Raw genomic sequence first — 17,684 nt, 5'->3', positions numbered from 1 at the left:
CGACGGACGAGCGACGTACCGGTCGATGCCCTCCCGATCGTCGGCGGCCGATCGCTCGCGAACCTGTGACGGCTGCGGAACCCGGATCGACCCCGAGGACCGGTTCTGTTCGGGCTGTGGCCGCCCCGTTCGGTCGACCGACCGCGACCAGCGCGGGCGCGAATCCCCCAGCGCGGAGGACCGAGCGTGGCTCCGGCGACGCGTCGCGGACCTCCACGCGGAGGGCTGGGAGACGGTCGCCGACGACGGCGAGCGGGTCGTCGTTCGCAAGCGCGGCGTCGGTCGGCTCCCGATCCACGCCGTCCTGTTCCTGTTGACCGGCGGGGTCGGCAACCTCCTGTACGCGCTGTACCGCTACACCTCGGGCGCGCCGCGTCGCGCGGTGTACGCGGACGGCACCGAACGGTCCCTCTCGGGGAGCAACGGCGCCACGCGGGACCTCGCGACCGTGATCGCCGCGGCCGCCGCCGGGCTGCTCGTGTTCGGCGGCGCCGTCTGGGCCGGCGCGGCCGTGGCCGCGAACCTCTCGGTGCTCGTCGCCGTGCTCGGCTCGCTCGTGTTCGTCCTGTCGGCGCTGGTCGCGATCGCGATCCCGCAGGTGGCCCGCGACGGGCTCGAATCGCCGGACACGTTCGGTACGGCAGGGACCGTCGAGCGCGAGCGCGTCCGCAACCCGCCGGAGCCGTGTGCCGCCTGCGGCCGGCGGGTGTTCCGCGGGGAGCACCGCCGGTACGCGAGGCGGTTCTACGTCGCCGGGGTCCCGCTGCGAACGACACGCTCGGGCGAGAACGTCTACTGCGACGCCTGTGCCGACGGGTCCGACCGGACGTCCGACGTCGACGACGTCGACGCGGAACTGGATCGGCTCCGGGAGGAGGATGGGAGGGAAGACGAACGAGAGCGCGAGCGGTCGTTCGAACGGGGGTAGGATCCGACGCCTCAGATGACGCCCATCTCCCCGAGGCGCTCGGGGAGGTAGGTGTCGGTGACGAAGTCCAGGCCCTGCGCCGCGAGCGCCTGCTGTTCGGCCTTCTTCCCGATGTCGAGCTGAAGTTCGATCTGCTCCTCCCAGAAGTCGGTCTGGAAGCGCGGGTCGTCCAACTCCGACTCGAGGGCGTTCACGTCCGAGTCCGCGAGCGGGTCCGTCGGGAGGTCGTAGTCGACGATGTCCTGCGGGCGGATACCGACGTAGTCGGCCTCCGGCGTCGCGAGGTACTCCGAGAGGTGCGCGGACTTGATCGAGCCGTACGCGACCGAGCCGTAGATCCGGTACGACCACGGGTCGCCGTCACAGAAGACCACGACCGGCAGGTCGAGTTCGTCGTGCAGGCGCTTGGTGAGGCGGCGGGTCGCGCGGGCCGGCTGTCCCCCGAGGTGGACGACGATCGAGTCGTGGTCGACGTCGAAGCCGTTCTCGACGAGCCGGTCGCGCATGCCGCCGGTCTCGACACAGAGAACGAACTCAGCGTCGTTGTCGAGGAACTCGATCGTGTCGGGGTTGTTGGGGATCTGGTACCCCCCCTGCCCGACGTCCTCCTGACAGTGGATGTCGCGGTCGCCGCGGCGGGTCTGCTCGCGAATCTGTAGCGGGCCCATCACCTTCGCGCCCGACTCCTCCGGGCGCATGTGGAAGTCTTCGCGGGTGACCCCCGAGACGATCTCCAGATCCTCGATCAGCTGGTTCGACTCGTCCTGAGAGGTGAACTGCGCCTCCTCGGAGTCCCACGACTCCGAGAGGTAGTACAGCTCACGAAGGGTGGACGACCGGTCCTCGTCCAGCTGCTGGGCGAGGAACTCGACGGCGTACACCGCCTTCAGGAGCTTTCGCGCGCCGCGCACGGAGTTGGCCGAGCGGGTGGAGGTGCGATCGCCGTACACCCAGACGCCCGCCTCCTCGTCGAAGACGATGTTGCTCTTCGTCCGCGTGGGGAGCGTCATCTCGGGGATGTCCCCGTGCTCGAACTGGTCGTAGAACTCCGCCGCGAGGTCGATCAGCTGTTCGCGGGCCTTCTCCTCGTTCAGCTTGGTGTGGGGTGTGTCTGCGCTCATATCAGGCGTTCACGGTCAGCTTCTCGGTCTCGATGCCGTCGACGTTCACGTCGAAGTCGGCGTCGCCGATGACGGTGTACTCCAGGACGGCCTCCTCGCCGCCGGGGACGCTCGGGTTCCACTTCACGAACCACTCGCCGTCGAGGTCGACGACCGTCGCCTCGTCGGGCACGTCCGTCGGTTCGACGCTGACGATATCGGTCACGTCGGGCGATTCGGTGCGGTCGGAGTGGTTCTCGACGATGAGACGGACGGTGTCTCCCTCGCGCTCGCGCTCGATGCCGACGTTGTTCATGATGCGGGCCAACGCGGCGTCGATGTTCGGGCGCTCGCGCCCGGTGACCTCCGACACCTTGTCGGCCATCTCCGGGAGGATGCGTCCGAGCACGTCCTGCTTCTCCCGGCGCTTCTGCATCGAGCGCCGCTTGTTCAGATAGCTCTTGAGCTCGCGGGCGGCCTCCCGCACCGCCAGTTCGATCTCGTCTTCGATGGCGGGGATGTTCGCGAGCGCGTCCTTCGATTCGCTGGTGAACGGCACGTTCGTCGAGGCGACGTGGATCATGATCACCGCGGGGCCGTTCGGCATCCCCGAGCCGCCGGGCTGGTCGAGCCCGTAGTTGCGCCAGCCGATCCGCTTCACCACGTCGGTGGTCGCGCAGGCGCCGCGCTGGTACACCAGCGGGACGCGGTTGGCGAACCGGAGCAGGTCGACCTGTCCGCCGTCCTCCAGCTCGCCGCCGTAGGCGATGCCGGCCTCGACGATGAACGGGTCGCCGCCGTGGACCTCGGCGTCGCGCGTCGCGGCCGCGTAGAAGTCCGCGTCGAACTCCTTGCGCAGGCCCGCCTCGACGAGTTCGGCGGTGATGGGCGCGAGGCAGTCCGTCGGCGGCGCGAGGATGTCCGTCTCGCGCATCGCCTCCAGCAGCTCGCTGGCGGTGTCGCGGTCGCCGGCCGTCTCGCGAACCTTCGGCGGGTCGTCGGGGACGGTGACCATCCGCGACCACAGCGCGTCGACGACGTTCTCGCGGGCAGTCTCCCCGAACGTGGCGTCGTCGAACTCCTCGGTGTCGTCGGCCGCCTCGTCCACGAGGCGGAGGAGCTCGTCGTGGGTCGCCCGGACGCGCTCGTCGGCGGCGGCGAATCGCCGGGCGAGCCGCTGGGCCATCCCGGCGACGACGGCGTCGTCCTTCCGGGTGGAGGTGGCCTCGTCGACGAGGCCGTAGAGGTCATCGGTGAGCTCGTCCTCGTCGGCCTCCTCGTCGTAGGCGGTCATCGTCGCCCACGCGGCCCCGACGGCGTTGTCGCGGACGGTCGCGCCGAAGCGCGTGCCGTGCTCCGCTTCGGCGGCGTCGGCGACCTCGTCGACGATCCCGACGAGTTCGTGGTGGCTCGTCCGCTCGCGCCCGCCGAGCGTGCTCGCGATCTCGTTCGCGAAGAAGTCGGTCGCGTCGGCGCCCTTGTTGGAGACCGCCTCCCCGACCGCCTCGGCGACGGCGTCCTCGTCGGCGCTCCAGCCGAGTTCGCGGCCGAAGTGGCGGTCGCGGAAGTTGTCGACCACCTTGTCGGCGGTCTTCTTGCCGACACGGGTGAACTCCTCCTGGAGGAAGCCCGACACCGAGTAGCTCTCGGTCGCTTCCACCATCTTGATCAGCGTGCCGAGCTCGACCCCGTGCGGGTGCGGGCGGATCTCCTTGGTCTCGGCGGGGAGCTGGTCGGTGCCGCGCTCGAACTTCAGCGGCTCGTCGAGGCCGGGCTCGCGGAGTTCGAGCCGGGCGTGGGGGTTGACGACGGCGGTGTGTTTGATGTAGTCGTGGAGCTGCTGGCGCGCGCGCATGTTCGCTTCCATCTCCACCTCGATGCGCGTACCGTGTGAGCGATCCCACGAGGTGGTCCGCTCGGCGTTGATCTCCGGCTCGTTGGTGTCCGTGTCGATGATCAGCTCGAAGTACTGCGCGTCGACTTCGCCCTTCGGACGGGAGGTGATCTTCGCGGGCTTCCCGGAGGTGAGCTGGGAGTAGAGAACGGCCGCGGAGATACCGATCCCCTGTTGACCGCGACTCTGCTCTCTGGCATGGAAGCGGCTGCCGTACAGCAGTTTCCCGAACACCTTCGGAAGCTGTTCTTTCGTGATCCCGGGGCCGTTGTCCTCGACGATCAGGCGGTAGTAGTCCCCCACTTCCCTGATCTCGACGTAGATATCCGGCCGGATCCCCGCCTCCTCGCAGGCGTCGAGCGCGTTGTCGACGGCCTCCTTGACAGCGGTGACCAGCCCGCGGGCGCCCGAGTCGAACCCGAGCATGTGCTTGTTCTTCTCGAAGAACTCGGCGATGGAGATCTCCCGCTGACCCTCGGCCAGCTCGTCGGCGATCCCCTGATCCTCGCCGAGTTGCGACTGGAACGACGTCATTCTCGTGGCAATCCCTATCCGACGCGGGGTTATAACCGTGTCCTCACCGCGGTGGAAGTGAACGGGCGGCCGTCGACGGGGAGACGGTCCGAAGACTGTCAACGAGGTTATTAAACCGCCCTGACTGTCCGTTCAGCACGCTCCGTGCCGCGCTGAGCGCGCGGAGCCGCAGAGCAAGGGGACCGGATGAGCCTGACCACCGGACGGTATCACGGGTCGCTCACGCGCGCGCGTGGGAGGACTTATAACCGGGGCTCCGTTAGGGTCTGGTAAGGTTCCTATGTCAGATTCAGGGAATAGTGAGTACGGCGCCGGGCAGATTCAGGTGCTGGAGGGCCTTCAGGCCGTCCGCAAGCGTCCGGCGATGTACATCGGTTCGACCGACTCTCGCGGCCTCCACCACCTGGTCTACGAGGTCGTCGACAACTCCATCGACGAGGCGCTCGCGGGCTACTGCGACGGGATCGAGGTGACCGTCCACGACGACGGGTCGGTCTCCGTGTCGGACGACGGGCGCGGGATTCCCGTCGACACCCACGAGAAGTACGACCGCCCCGCGGTGGAGGTCATCATGACGATCCTGCACGCGGGCGGGAAGTTCGACAACAAGTCCTACCAAGTGTCGGGCGGGCTCCACGGCGTCGGCGTCTCCGTGGTGAACGCGCTGTCACACTGGCTGGAGGTCGAGGTGAAGCGCGACGGCGCCGTCTGGCGCCACCGCTTCGACCACGGCGAGCCCGAGGAGGGCGCCTTCGAGCGCGTCCGGGACATGGACGCCGACGAGGAGACGGGGACGACCATCCGGTTTTGGCCGGACACGGACATCTTCGAGACGATCGACTTCGCGTTCGACACCCTCGCGAACCGCCTGCGCGAGCTGGCGTTCCTCAACGAGGGCGTCACGATCACGCTCACCGACGAGCGCGACGGCGCGGCGGAGACGTTCCACTACGACGGTGGTATCCGCGAGTTCGTCGAGTACCTCAACGAGACGCGCACGCCGCTGCACCCCGACGTGGTGTACTTCGACACCGACGAGGCGGCCGAGGACGGCGTCGTGCAGGTCGAGGTCGCACTGCAGGCGACCGACGAGCTGCAGGGGTCGATCCACGCGTTCGCCAACAACATCAACACGCGCGAGGGCGGGACCCATCTCACCGGGTTCAAGACGGCGCTGACGCGCGTCGTCAACGACTACGCCAACGACAACGGCCTCATCGGCGACCTCGACGGCAACCTCACGGGCGAGGACGTCCGCGAGGGGCTGACGGCCGTCATCTCGGTGAAACACCCCGACCCGCAGTTCGAGGGGCAGACGAAGACGAAACTCGGCAACAGCGAGGTCCGCGGGATCGTCGAGTCGGCGGTCCACGAGCACCTCGGCACGTTCTTCGAGGAACACCCCGACGTCGCCGAGACGGTCGTGAGCAAGGCCGCGGAGGCCGCTCGCGCCCGCAAGGCCGCAAAGCAGGCCGAGGAGCTCACCCGACGGAAGTCGGCGCTGGAGTCGACGGCGCTGCCCGGCAAGCTGTCCGACTGCCAGTCGCGCGATCCCGAGGACGCCGAGCTGTTCATCGTGGAGGGCGACTCCGCGGGCGGCTCGGCTAAACAGGGTCGAAACCCCGAGTTCCAGGCGATCCTCCCGCTGGGCGGAAAGATCCTCAACGTCGAGAAACACCGCCTCGACCGGGTGCTCGAGAACGACGAGATCCGGAACATGATCACCGCCGTCGGCACCGGCATCGGCGACGAGTTCGACATCGAGGAGGCGAGGTATAAGAAAATTGTTATGATGACCGACGCGGACGTGGACGGCGCCCACATCCGGACGCTCCTGCTCACGCTGTTCTACCGCCACATGCGGCCGCTCGTCGAGGCGGGCTACGTGTACGCGGCTCAGCCGCCGCTGTACCGCATTCGGTACCGCGGAAACACCTACGACGCGATGACCGAGGCCGAGCGGGAGACGATCGTCGAGGAGAAGTGCGACGGGAAGCCCGATCAGGTCCAGCGGTTCAAGGGCCTGGGCGAGATGAACCCCGAACAGCTGTGGGAGACAACGATGAACCCGGAGAACCGGGTGCTCAAACAGATCACGATCGACGACGCCGCGGCCGCCGACCGCATGTTCAACGTCCTGATGGGCGACTCGGTCGAGCCGCGCAAGCAGTTCATCAAAGAGCACGCGCCGGAGGCGGAGTGGGTAGACATCTGATGCGAGTGACGACAATGACCGACGCGACACCGACCAGCGCGACACCGACGACGCGAGCGACCGGAGCAACGCGACCCGACGACGGGACGACGGAGGTATCCCGATGAGCTCCGACGTACCCGACGTGGACCCCGACGACGTGGAGGCGGCACAGGTCGAGCGCGTCCGCATCGAGGACGAGATGGAGCAGTCGTACATCGACTACGCGATGTCGGTCATCGCGGGTCGCGCGCTGCCCGACGTGCGGGACGGCCTCAAGCCCGTCCACCGGCGCATCCTCTATGCGATGCACGAGATGGGCGTCACCAGCAACACCAGCCACCGGAAGTCCTCGTCGGTGATCGGGGAGACGATGGGCGATTACCACCCGCACGGTGACTCCGCCATCTACGACACGCTCGTCAACATGGCCCAGGAGTTCTCCATGCGGTACCCGTTGATCGACGGGCAGGGGAACTTCGGCTCGATGGACGGCGACCCCGCCGCCGCGATGCGGTACACGGAGGCCCGCATGGCCGACATCGCCGCGGAGCTGCTGGCGGACATCGAGAAGGACACCGTCGACTTCTCGGCGAACTACGACGACCGCCTGACGGAACCGGACGTGCTCCCGGCGGCGTACCCGAACCTGTTGGTCAACGGGTCGACCGGGATCGCGGTCGGCATGTCGACGAAGGTGCCGCCGCACAATCTCGGGGAGGTGATCGACGCGACGATCGAGCTGATCGACGACCCCGACGCGACGGTCGCGGACCTGATGGAGCACGTGAAGGGGCCGGACTTCCCGACGGGCGCGAACATCGTCGGCCGCAACTCCGTGCGCGAGGCGTACACCACGGGTCGCGGCCGCGTCCGTGTTCGCGCGGAGATGGAGGTCGAGGAACACGGCAACGACCGACAGCGCATCGTCGTCACCGAGCTGCCGTATCAGGAGAACAAAGCGCGCATCGTCGAGCGGATCGCCAACGACGTGAACGAGGGGGTCATCGAGGGCATATCCGACCTCCGCGACGAGTCCGACCGCGAGGGCGTCCGCGTCGTCATCGAGCTGAAGCGCGGCGCGAACGTCGAGGTCGTGAAAAACCAGCTGCTGGAGCACCACCTCGAGTCCACCTTCGGCGTCATCAACCTCGCGCTGGTCGACGGCCAGCCGAAGGTGCTCACCCTGAAGGAGACGCTGGAGCACTACATCGAGCACCGAAAGGAGGTCGTCACCCGGCGCTCCGAGTACGACCTGGAGGAGGCCGAGGACCGCGCGCACATCCTCGAGGGGCGCCTGAAGGCGCTGGAGAACGCCGAGGACGTCGTCGAGACGATCCGCGAGAGCGAGGACCGCGACGCCGCGAGGGCGGCCCTCCGGACCACCTTCGAGTTCAGCGAGGAGCAGGCCGAACACATCGTTCGGATGCAGCTCGGCTCGCTCACCTCGATGGAGGCCGCCGAGATCGAAGACGAGTACGAGAACGTGCAGGCGACCATCGAGCGCCTGAACGAGATCCTCGACTCCGAGTCGGAGCTGTTCGAGGTCATCAAAGACGAGCTCCGCGAGATCAAAGACACCTACGACGACGACCGCCGCACCGGCTTCGTCGAGGACACCGGCAGCGTCACCCACGAGGACCTCATCCCGGAGGAGGAGTCGGTGGTCGTCCTCTCGGAGGACGACTACATCAAGCGGATGCCCGCGGCAGACTTCCGCGCGCAAAATCGCGGCGGCAAGGGGATCATCGGCACCGACCTGAAGGAGGGCGACCGGGTGTCCTCGGTGTTCCTCGCGTCGACCCACGACTACCTGCTGTGTTTCACCGACAAGGGTCGCGTCTATCAGCTGAAGACGTACCAGGTGCCCGAGATGGGGCGCACCGCCCGCGGGAAGTCGGCGGTGAACGTGCTCGATCTGGACGGCGACGAGGAGCTGACGGCCGTCGTCAACACCGCCGACCTCACCGGCGACGAGTACCTCACGATGGTCACCGAGGGCGGCTACGTGAAGCGGACCGCCGGCGACCGGTTCGAGAACATCCTCTCGACGGGGATCCGCGCGATCAAACTGGAGGACGGCGACGCGCTCGCCGACGTGGAGGTCACCGACGGCGGGCGCGATCTCGTGATCGGCACCCGCGGCGGGATGGCGATCCGGTTCGACGAGAGCGGGGTTCGCGCGATGGGCCGCACCGCCCGCGGCGTCCGCGGGATCAAGCTCACCGACGACGACCGCGTCGCCGGCATCGCCGCGATCGACGAGGACGCCCACGACTGGGTGCTCACCGTGACCGAGAACGGCTACGGGAAGCGTACCGACCTCGACGAGTACCGTACACAGAGCCGCAACGGCAAGGGGCTCATCGACATCAAGACCGACGACCGGAACGGACGAGTGTGCGCCGTCGAGGCGGTCACGTACGGCGATCACCTGTTCGCGATGAGCGCGGACGGACAGATCATGCGCACCCGCGTCGAGGACATCTCGACGATCGGCCGCAACACGATGGGCGTCACCGTGATGGATCTGGACGAGGGCGACACGGTCGCCGCCGTCGACGTGCTCTCGGCCGAGCGCGTCTCGGCCGAGCGGAGCGCCGAGGAGACACAGGAGCAGACCACGGAGTCGGCCGCCGCCGACGCCGACGCGGAGTAGGCGCTCGCGTCACTCCCCCGTCCGCGTGTCCTCCAGTTCGTAGAACGCTCCACAGCAGTCGGTCGGCCCCAGTCGCTCGCGCTGTTCACGCATCGACAGCCCCGCGAGCCGCGTCGTTCGACAGCGACGGCACCGGTCCGCGACGACCGCCCCGCATCCCCGACAGCGGATCAGGTAGCGCCCGCGGTGGAACGTGGGGCAGTGGCGGTCGGCGTTCACCGTCGCCGCCCGGTCGCGGAACCACGCGCCGTGGCCGGTGGCGCCGAACCGAGCGAACTGCTCGACGTGGACGAGTTCGTGTCGGAGCACCCGGCGCCACTCGGCTTCGTCGAAGGCGTCGGCCGCGCGCCGCGAACAGACGACGTGGCACTCGCGGAGGGAGTCGAACCGCGAGTCGGGAGCGGGGAGTCGGTCGCCGTGCTCGCGACGGGTGGCGTCCCAGTCGAGACGGTCGCCGACGCCCGCCCCCGGGATCTTCGGGTGTTTCACGACCGCCGCGCGGCGCTTGGCCCGCCCGGAGACGCTCCAGTCGGCGACCACCGACAGCGACGGGAGCCGGTAGTCGTACGTTGCGACCGCCGACTCGGCGTAGTCGCGACTGTAGGCGACGAGGTCGGCGTCGGTCGAGACGTCGCTCCAGCGGATGTCGACGTGTGGGGCCGAGGGGATGGTCAATCTACCGAGAACGGGTCTCTCCGGGCGTCCTCGATTCTCAACCGTTCGCTGGAACCCGTCGGGAGAGTCAGACGGTGAATCAGTTGTACATTGTGACAGAGTCGTTCACATCTCTCTCCTGGAGTCAGAGATTGTGATTTGGAGTTAATCGGATTCCACAGTTGAACCGTGTCTGCCGGATTCTACTGACTCTCTCACCACTCCCGGAACGACTTTCAGACAGTTCGATTTCGATCGATTGACGGAGCGGATCCTCATCACATCATTGCGGAGTAAGCAGTCAAACTTGCCCACAGTAGGTACTTAACACTCGGAATGTATCCAATTACCACGATCAATTCAATGGTATCAGTACCACTTTACCGTGTTATGATTCACACATCCGCACCTGTCACATCATCTTATTTATAAAAAAACAAATTCACGGAACACTTTTTATAATCGAGTCTATCGCTACGCTAATGAGCCAAATAAGTCGGAGAGCCGCGTTAAAATCGAGCGGTGCACTTCTTTTTGCTACGGCTGTGGGCCCTACGCTGGCGACAGCTGATAACGACACAGCAGCTGACTGGGCGTCGTTCGGTGGGAACGGTGGAAACACGGGCTATAACCCGCACGCTCGTGTGCCGAAAGAGAACGTCGGCGAACGGTGGCGGTACGATATGCTACCGGGATTCCCGTCGGGCCCCGCAGTTGTTGACGGAACAGTGTATTTCACCTCCGCGCAGGGAGAGGTGTTCGCTGTCGACTTGGCGACCGGCACACGGAAGTGGCGTACCAGCCTCGATGAACCGTTGGGTGATATCCCCGAGGATATACCGACGCCGTGTGTTGCTTTCGAGTCTGTGTTTGTCGGGTCAAAAAATGGGAAGCTCTACTCGCTCAACGCCGTGACGGGCAACAGGAACTGGACCATATCCACGAGCAGTGAGATCACCACACCGGTTGCCGCATCAAACGGCCAGGTGTATTTCATCGACGACGCTGTCAACGCAGTCAATGCCGACTCGGGTGAAGTGATCTGGCGCTTCGACAAAGAGTTCTTCTTCGAATCCGGGCTCGGACTCGTCGACGAGACGGTCTATGTCGGAAGCAGCGGGGGAACTATGTACGCGTTGGATGGGAGTGACGGGTCAGTTGTGTGGAGTACTGACCTCGGAGGCGAAGTTCGGGCCCCACCAGCAGTCACCGATGAGACCGTCTATGTGGGAACCGAGAACGGGAACTTCTTCGCACTTTCCCGCACGGACGGCGCTCCCGAATGGACGACCGAACTGAACCAGGATGTCATCACGTCGCCCGCGGTGTCAGACGAGCGGGTATTCATAGGGGGCGAAGGTCAGTCCGACTTCTATGCGTTCGACCGATCAAGCGGATCGGTCGAGTGGACCGCCTTCATCTCTGAGGAAGAGGCGAGCGTGCGAGCGTCACCCGCAGTGGCCGACGGAGTGGTGTTTATTACGCAAGGTGACCTGCGGGCGATAGACGCAAAGACTGGTGAGGACCTCTGGCGATATCCGCGTGGCGATTTCATTAGTTCCCCGCCCGCCATCGTGGACGGCGTACTCCTCGTCGGTAATTGGGATCACAGCTTGTACGCGATCTCCAGCGACGAATTCGCACCTAAAACGCCCACTACGACCGAGACAGAGACGGCCACTGCGACCGAGACAGAGGCTGACGTCTCAGACGAGACCAGTACGTCCACGGATCAAAACGAGGTGGGAACAGAACAGACTCCGACTGAAGAACCTCAACCCACGACAGAGGAGCCAGTCAATCGTGGATTCCTCACAAACGGAGAGGAGGGGCAACTCGACGCACTGAGCGACCCCTACGTACTGACCATCGGTGGGTTCGCCCTCTCTGTAGCGGGCGTCCTTCACTCGATGATCGGAGGGCAATAAAATGGCCCGAGGGAAACCCGCGGTCTGGAGTACGATCCTCGGCTTACCGTTCATCATCGCTGGAATCTATGTCTATTTTGGCGAACTTGACGTACCGCCGCTTCTCGGCCTGCCGTTCGCCGTATTCGGAGGCTTCATCGTCATTATGGGGTTCTATATCCACTTCGTGGCGGCTCCAGAGTCACCGACCATGCGGGGGGATGAGCACATCGTAGACAAGCGCCATCCGACACAGCGAGTTGCGCTGGTGAAGATTTGCCTCGGCCTTCCACTCCTCGCGGCGACTGTTTATCTTATGTTCTTTTCGCAGGTCCCATACGTCTATCCAACTGTGACCTTGCTCGTCGGTCTGTATTTCTTCTCGAAGGGACTGGAGGTGTACTGGTCGAACAGTCTCACTACCTACTACCTGACGAACCGACGAATGATCCGTGAGTACCGCCTCATATCACTCATACGTCAGGAACTCCCGCTGGACAAAGTCCGTGGTGTTGAGGAACGCAAATCAGTAACCGAGGCCCTAGTCGGGCTCGGAAACGTGAAGGTGGCAAGCGGTGGGGGAGGCGGCTCGCTCAAGATCGTCATGCGGAACATGGAACAGTCGACGGAGTTTGCCGACCAGATTCGCGAGTACGTCTAACAGTAGCCGAAGACGACCCGTGGACTGTCGTCTTTCGACCTAGCTGCTATCGTATGTACTCCTCCTTCCGGACCCGGATACCCGTTGCAATTCGGTTACCGGCCGCATTACTAACCGGACGCTGCAGTACGGAGTACACGATGTTTTCGCCCCGCTCGCTGTACACCCTTGCAGTCCGTTACACGGTTCTTTGCCTATCGTTCGTCGCGTTGAATCTCGGGCTTGTCGTCGTCGGTACTGGTCGTTTCCCGCGATCGCTCAGTTCCCTCCAACAACTGTGGATCGATTCTAATAGTTCCGTCATAGTCACGTACGGGATTTTTCTCGTCGCAACGCCTGCACTTGTCCTTCTTTTGGATTGGATCATTCACCAACAACTAGCTCAAGTCTGAGTGCGTAAGAGCCGCGTTTTGGACGGTCACTCTGAGACGAATACTGATAACCATATCAGTTACCTACCGGCCCGTCTCGAACCCCTCCGGTCGTTCCCGATACGCGCCGCGGTCAGAGGATCCGCTTGCCGAACGCGCTGGCGACGAGTTCGGTCGCGAGCGAGGCGGTCTCGTTCGACTCGTCGAGGACGGGGTTCACCTCGACGACCTCCATCGAGCGGAGCCCGTCCGTCTCGGCGACGAGTTCCATCGCGTGATGGGCCTCCCGGTAGGTGACGCCGCCGCGGACGGGCGTCCCAACCCCGGGGGCGATCGTCGGGTCGAGCCAGTCCATGTCCAGACTAGCGTGGACACCGTCGACGCCGTCGCTCGCGACCGACAGCGCCGCCTCGACCACGTCGGTGATCCCGCGCTCGTCGATGTCGGACATGGTGTAGGCCGTCATCTCGGTCGCGCGGATCGCCTCGCGCTCGCTGTCGTCGAGCGCGCGGAGGCCGACGTACGCGACGTTCTCCTCGCGCAACCCGGGCGCGTTCGCCCACTCGACGCCGTCCCACTCCGCGTATCCGAGCGCGGCCGCCAGCGGCATCCCGTGGACGTTGCCGGAGGGCGAGGTCGTCGGCGTGTTGTAGTCGCCGTGGGCGTCGAACCAGACGGCGCCGATCTCGGCGTCGCGCGCGCTGCCTGAGAGCGAGCCGATCGCGACCGAGTGGTCGCCGCCGAGCACGAGCGGCGTCTCGCCGGCGGCGACGCTGTCGGCGACGCGGTCGGCGAGCGCGGTCGTGACCTCCTCGGTCTCCTGAAGGAACTTCGCGTTCCCCGCGCTCGGCTGTCGGGCGTCGGGGTCGCGCTCCTCCGCACGGGGCACCGTGAGGTCGCCGGCGTCGACGGCGTCGACGCCCGCGGACGCCAGCGCGTCCGAGAGGCCGGCATAGCGGATGGCGGACGGGCCCATGTCGACGCCGCGCCGGTCCTGGCCGTAGTCGGTCGGCGCACCGATGATGCGAACGGTCATGCGATCAGGGGCGTCCGCGGGGGGCTTCAAACGGCTGGTTCCTCACTCGGAACCGTTCAGCTCCGCCAGCGCACACCACGCGTACATCGTCCGGAGCACGTCGGCGGCAGCGCCCGGCGCGAACACGAGGTCGTCGGTCGCTCTGACGTGGTCCAACACGTTCTGTGAGGAGTGTTCCGGCGCCGCCGAGACGCCCGACCCGGTCTCCTCGGCCCACTCCATCACCCGGAGGTCCGACTTCGAGTCGCCCATCATGCAGACGAACGGGTCGTCGACGCCGAGCACGTCCAGCGACGCCTCGACGCCGGCGGCCTTGTGGAGCTCCGCGGCGGCGAGTTCGGCGGCGTCGGCGCGGTACAGCGCGACCTCGAGTCGGTCGAACAGCGACGCCGCAGCCTCGGGTACGGCCGCGTCGGCGCTCGCGTCGGCCCGGTCGATCGCGCCCGCGATCTCCGGGTCCTCGGCCGCGTAGTGCGCCCGCGCCGCCGCCGGACCGTCGTCGAGAGCGAGCCGCTCGCCCGCGGCGCCGCCGACGAGATCGAGCAGGTGGACCATCGCCTCGTCGACGACGGCCTCGGCGTCGTCGCTGCCGGTCTCGTAGTTGGGCTTGAGGGTGACGTTGAACTCGTTTCCCTGGAGGTGACAGCCCCGGCGGACACGCTCGGGCGCCTCGTGGACCACGCCGTCGCGGACGCGGTCGACGACGCCCCGAACGTCGTCGTCCAGGTCGTCGTAGAGGAGCCGCTTGGTGTCGGCGCCGCTGCCGGGCGTGAACACCCCCGCGCCCGCCTCGTAGACGACCGACACGTCCCCCGAGTGGACGAGTTCGTTGCCCAGCCCCTGGATGAGGAAGCCCTTCACGTTCTCCAGGGTCTGGCCGGTGCAGATCACCAGCGGGACGCCGCGCTCGGCGAACTCGGTGAGCAGGTGCAGCGTCTCGCGGGGGATCTCGTTGTCCGTGTCGCCGGCCGAGCGCAGCGTCTCGTCGACGTCGAGCACGAGCGCGTTCGGCGCCCGGCCGTACTTCCCGTGGAGATCGAGCGCGGTGAACGCCGACTCGCGATCGGCGATCGCCGCCACCTCCGCCAGCGCGTCGCCGTCGTCGCCGCCGAAGGCGCGCTCGATTCGCCCCCGGCGCTCTTCGAGGTCGGCGTTCGCGTCGTCCCAGCTGTCGAGGGCGACGCGCGAGTCCAGCGGCGGGAATAAGTCGACGAACTCCCGATACGCGCGGAGCGTCTCCGTGTCGAACTCCGCGTACAGCTCGTAGAGTCTGTCGTAGAGAGTCATAGACGGGGTACGGGAGGCCCGGTGAAAAGAGTCACTCGGATCGCGAATACTGATTCGGGCCATGGATCGGCCCGCGAAACGGGCGACCGGACGAGCGAGGGAGAGGGAACCACGCCGCCGATCCATCCGCCCGAGTGACCTTTGTGGTCGCGACTCGTGTCTCGTGTATGGCCGATCAGGAGCAGAAGAAGGAGACCGGCAGATTGTTGTTCCTTCTCGCCGGTGTCGCCGGGGTCGTCTTCCTACTGACGATCGTCGTCATCTGGGCGCTCGCGTACGGTCCGCTGTCGTAGCCTACAACCTGTCACGCGGATCCGTCACGCGGACTCATCGTGATTCCCGTCTTGGTCATCCTCGACTACTCCTTCGCTCGCCGCCCCGGAGTCGTCCCCGCCGTAGCTCCGGCCCTCTCGGGCGTCCGCTTTCATCCGACGAAGCGCCGCCACGGCCTGACTCGCATCGTAGCCGAAGAACACGTCCTCGCCGTAGGCGGCGGCGACCTCCGCGGCGTGGTTCAGGTCGTCGACCTCGACGTTCACGGCGTACAGCTCCACCGAGAACGTCACGTCGAGCTCCGCGAGCCGGCTCTCGAACCCCTTCGCGATCGTCTCCAGCCAGTACGTCGTCCCGTAGTTGGTGTCGTACAGCGGGACGACGAACTCGTCGACGTGGGCGGCCAGCGCGTCCAGGTCGAGGCCGGCGCGGTCGTACAGATGGCCCGGATAGGGGTCGGGGTACAGCGTGAGGTAGGCTTTCCCGGGGATCCGCTCGGTCGCTTCGGCGACGAACTCGGTTATCACCTCGGCGCGCCAGTCAGCCCATTCTTGGTGGTCGCTTGCTTCGAACAGCCGTTCACACCGGTCGCAGCGACAGAATCCCTCCCGGGGGAACCCCACGTCGTCGAGGCGCACGTCGCCGAAGACGGCCGCGCAGTCCTCGACGATCTCCAGCAGGCCGCGCCGGTACTCCTCGTGGGTCGGGCAGATGTACGCCCAGTCGAAGTACGACAGGTCGCGGGTCGCCGATCGACCGTCGGCGTCGACGGGAACGAGCTCGGGATTCGCCTCGGCGGCGGCGTTGTCGCCGAAACACGACACCATGTTCACGGCCGTGTCGATCGGTTCGGCCGAGCGCCCGGTCACGTCCTTCACCTCGTAGAAGGCCAGGTCGAACTCCGGCCACTCCGTCTCCTCCGCGTTGCGGGTGACGACGCCGTACTCGGTCATACGGGCCATTGGCCGCTCGCGAGGGTACGTGTTTCGAAAGCGGGGTGAATCGAACCGGCGTGTGGTCGGGCGACCGGTACAGCGCTCAGTCCTCGGTCTCGACTTCGACCTCGACCGGCTCGCTCTTGGAGCTGAAGAGGACGTACATGAGCACGACGACACCGAACAACACGACGAGTTTGGCTTTTCCGGACATACCGAACAGTTCAGGCGGCGGGCACTAATCGTTTCCGACCCGAACCGCGTCCGTTCCCGAGATCAACCGCGGGACGACCACGGGATCAACCGCGGGACTGCCACGGGACCAACTCCACGATCGGTCCCTGGATCGCTCCTCACGCGTCGAACGCGTCGTCCGGATCGCCGGCGTCACCAGCGTCCCCGGCGTCGCCAGTGTCGTCGAACACGTGCACGTCCGCCTCGCAGTCGACGCACGCGAGCACCTCCCGCGTCGGCGTGTCGTCGAACCCCATGGTTCCGCCGCAGCAGCCGTCGGCGACGGTGCGCTCCTCGAGATCACCGCCACAGGCGGGACACTCGGGAGTGAACAGCCGCAGCGGCGTCGTCGCCGGCGCGCGCAGCGACTCGGGCACGTCCAGCCGCGCCATCGCGCGCACGGCGGCCACGTCGCCGGTGGCGTTCGTCGGCCGAAGCCAGACGACTCCCTCCTCGCCCTCGACGGAGACGCCGCCGTACTTCCGCTCGCCCTCGGCCTCGAACGGGACGACCTCCGCGGTCGCCTCGACGAGGTCGTCGGGGCTCGCCGCCCGGAGCGCCGCCAGCTCCTCACGCCAGGCGTCCTCGAACGCCGGCGTCAGGTACAGCGCGTCGTCGTCGCCGTCGCCCTCCTCGATCACGCCGTGGCGGAACATCGCGGCCAACAGTTCCTGCGGGTCCGTGTCGGCGACGAGGTCGTCGGACTCGCGACGGCGCTCGGGGTCGCCGCCGCCGGCGGCGACGTGGTCGAAGCGGTCCTCGAGGCCCAGCGACCGGACGAGATCCGGGGCGAACCCGGGCGTGCCGGGGACGACGTAGCCACGCAGATAGACGAGCGCCGCGCCGACCCCGAACACCGCGAGCCCAAGCGACCGGCGCCGCACCGCGGCAACCGCGGCCGCGACGACGACGACGGCCGCGTTGACGGCGGTGCACGGCCCGCATCGGTTCTCTCCGGTGTACTCCGGACGGCGGAGCGTGTCGATGAGAGACATACGTGGTGTGGCAGGCCGAGCG

The 17,684-nt window shown here is 66.5% G+C and carries 13 protein-coding genes; 6 read left to right on the top strand and 7 right to left on the bottom strand.

Annotated features, from left to right (window positions below; genetic code table 11):
- The first annotated feature begins 25 nt into the window (after nucleotides 1–25).
- Nucleotides 26–928, top strand: coding sequence for a zinc ribbon domain-containing protein (locus tag K6T25_RS11360; RefSeq protein WP_222914173.1), 903 nt, complete (start codon nucleotides 26–28; stop codon nucleotides 926–928).
- An 11-nt stretch (nucleotides 929–939) separates the two neighbouring features.
- On the opposite strand, the gene K6T25_RS11355 is transcribed toward K6T25_RS11360, so the two are convergent.
- Both K6T25_RS11355 and K6T25_RS11350 read right to left on the bottom strand, forming a co-directional pair.
- Nucleotides 940–2,049 carry a DNA topoisomerase IV subunit A gene (locus K6T25_RS11355; RefSeq protein ID WP_222914170.1) on the bottom strand — a complete coding sequence of 370 codons (1,110 nt, stop codon included), beginning with the start codon at nucleotides 2,047–2,049 and terminating at the stop codon, nucleotides 940–942.
- A gap of 1 nt (nucleotide 2,050) precedes the next feature.
- The gene (locus tag K6T25_RS11350) at nucleotides 2,051–4,456 is read right to left on the bottom strand and encodes a DNA topoisomerase VI subunit B (RefSeq protein ID WP_222914168.1); all 2,406 of its coding nucleotides are present in this window, start codon (nucleotides 4,454–4,456) and stop codon (nucleotides 2,051–2,053) included.
- A 280-nt stretch (nucleotides 4,457–4,736) separates the two neighbouring features.
- Between K6T25_RS11350 and gyrB the strand changes: the two genes are divergently transcribed.
- Nucleotides 4,737–6,671 (top strand): DNA topoisomerase (ATP-hydrolyzing) subunit B, encoded by a 1,935-nt coding sequence (gene gyrB / locus K6T25_RS11345; protein WP_222914166.1) that lies wholly within the window; start codon nucleotides 4,737–4,739, stop codon nucleotides 6,669–6,671.
- Between the two features lie 103 nt (nucleotides 6,672–6,774).
- Nucleotides 6,775–9,309 (top strand): DNA gyrase subunit A, encoded by a 2,535-nt coding sequence (gene gyrA / locus K6T25_RS11340; RefSeq protein ID WP_222914163.1) that lies wholly within the window; start codon nucleotides 6,775–6,777, stop codon nucleotides 9,307–9,309.
- Nucleotides 9,310–9,318: 9 nt separating this feature from the next.
- On the opposite strand, the gene K6T25_RS11335 is transcribed toward gyrA, so the two are convergent.
- A complete protein-coding gene (locus tag K6T25_RS11335; RefSeq protein ID WP_222914160.1) occupies nucleotides 9,319–9,984 on the bottom strand; it encodes a SprT-like domain-containing protein in 666 nt (221 codons plus the stop codon).
- A 461-nt stretch (nucleotides 9,985–10,445) separates the two neighbouring features.
- Between K6T25_RS11335 and K6T25_RS11330 the strand changes: the two genes are divergently transcribed.
- Together K6T25_RS11330 and K6T25_RS11325 are read left to right on the top strand one after the other, a co-directional pair.
- Nucleotides 10,446–11,891: an outer membrane protein assembly factor BamB family protein gene (locus tag K6T25_RS11330; RefSeq protein WP_222914159.1), complete on the top strand. Its 1,446-nt coding sequence runs from the start codon at nucleotides 10,446–10,448 to the stop codon at nucleotides 11,889–11,891.
- 1 nt (nucleotide 11,892) lies between these two features.
- Nucleotides 11,893–12,531, top strand: a complete 639-nt coding sequence (locus K6T25_RS11325) for a PH domain-containing protein (protein ID WP_222914157.1) — start codon at nucleotides 11,893–11,895, stop codon at nucleotides 12,529–12,531.
- Nucleotides 12,532–13,035: 504 nt separating this feature from the next.
- On the opposite strand, the gene rocF is transcribed toward K6T25_RS11325, so the two are convergent.
- Together rocF and K6T25_RS11315 are read right to left on the bottom strand one after the other, a co-directional pair.
- Nucleotides 13,036–13,938: an arginase gene (rocF, locus tag K6T25_RS11320; RefSeq protein ID WP_222914155.1), complete on the bottom strand. Its 903-nt coding sequence runs from the start codon at nucleotides 13,936–13,938 to the stop codon at nucleotides 13,036–13,038.
- A 42-nt stretch (nucleotides 13,939–13,980) separates the two neighbouring features.
- Nucleotides 13,981–15,225 (bottom strand): HAD family hydrolase, encoded by a 1,245-nt coding sequence (locus K6T25_RS11315; protein WP_222914153.1) that lies wholly within the window; start codon nucleotides 15,223–15,225, stop codon nucleotides 13,981–13,983.
- Between the two features lie 167 nt (nucleotides 15,226–15,392).
- Between K6T25_RS11315 and K6T25_RS15695 the strand changes: the two genes are divergently transcribed.
- Nucleotides 15,393–15,518 (top strand): hypothetical protein, encoded by a 126-nt coding sequence (locus tag K6T25_RS15695; RefSeq protein WP_275671155.1) that lies wholly within the window; start codon nucleotides 15,393–15,395, stop codon nucleotides 15,516–15,518.
- A gap of 24 nt (nucleotides 15,519–15,542) precedes the next feature.
- Here K6T25_RS15695 and K6T25_RS11310 read toward each other — a convergent pair whose 3' ends face one another.
- Both K6T25_RS11310 and K6T25_RS11305 read right to left on the bottom strand, forming a co-directional pair.
- Entirely contained in the window at nucleotides 15,543–16,451 is a 909-nt protein-coding gene (locus tag K6T25_RS11310; RefSeq protein WP_225917738.1) for an alpha-amylase family protein, read from the bottom strand.
- 335 nt (nucleotides 16,452–16,786) lie between these two features.
- Nucleotides 16,787–17,662 (bottom strand): DUF8054 domain-containing protein, encoded by an 876-nt coding sequence (locus K6T25_RS11305; protein WP_222914150.1) that lies wholly within the window; start codon nucleotides 17,660–17,662, stop codon nucleotides 16,787–16,789.
- Between the last annotated feature and the right edge of the window lie 22 nt (nucleotides 17,663–17,684).

It is taken from the genome of Halobaculum rubrum (genome assembly GCF_019880225.1).
In the GTDB taxonomy this organism is placed as follows: Archaea; Halobacteriota; Halobacteria; order Halobacteriales; family Haloferacaceae; genus Halobaculum; species Halobaculum rubrum.
This window is presented reverse-complemented; position numbering and strand designations above follow the sequence as displayed.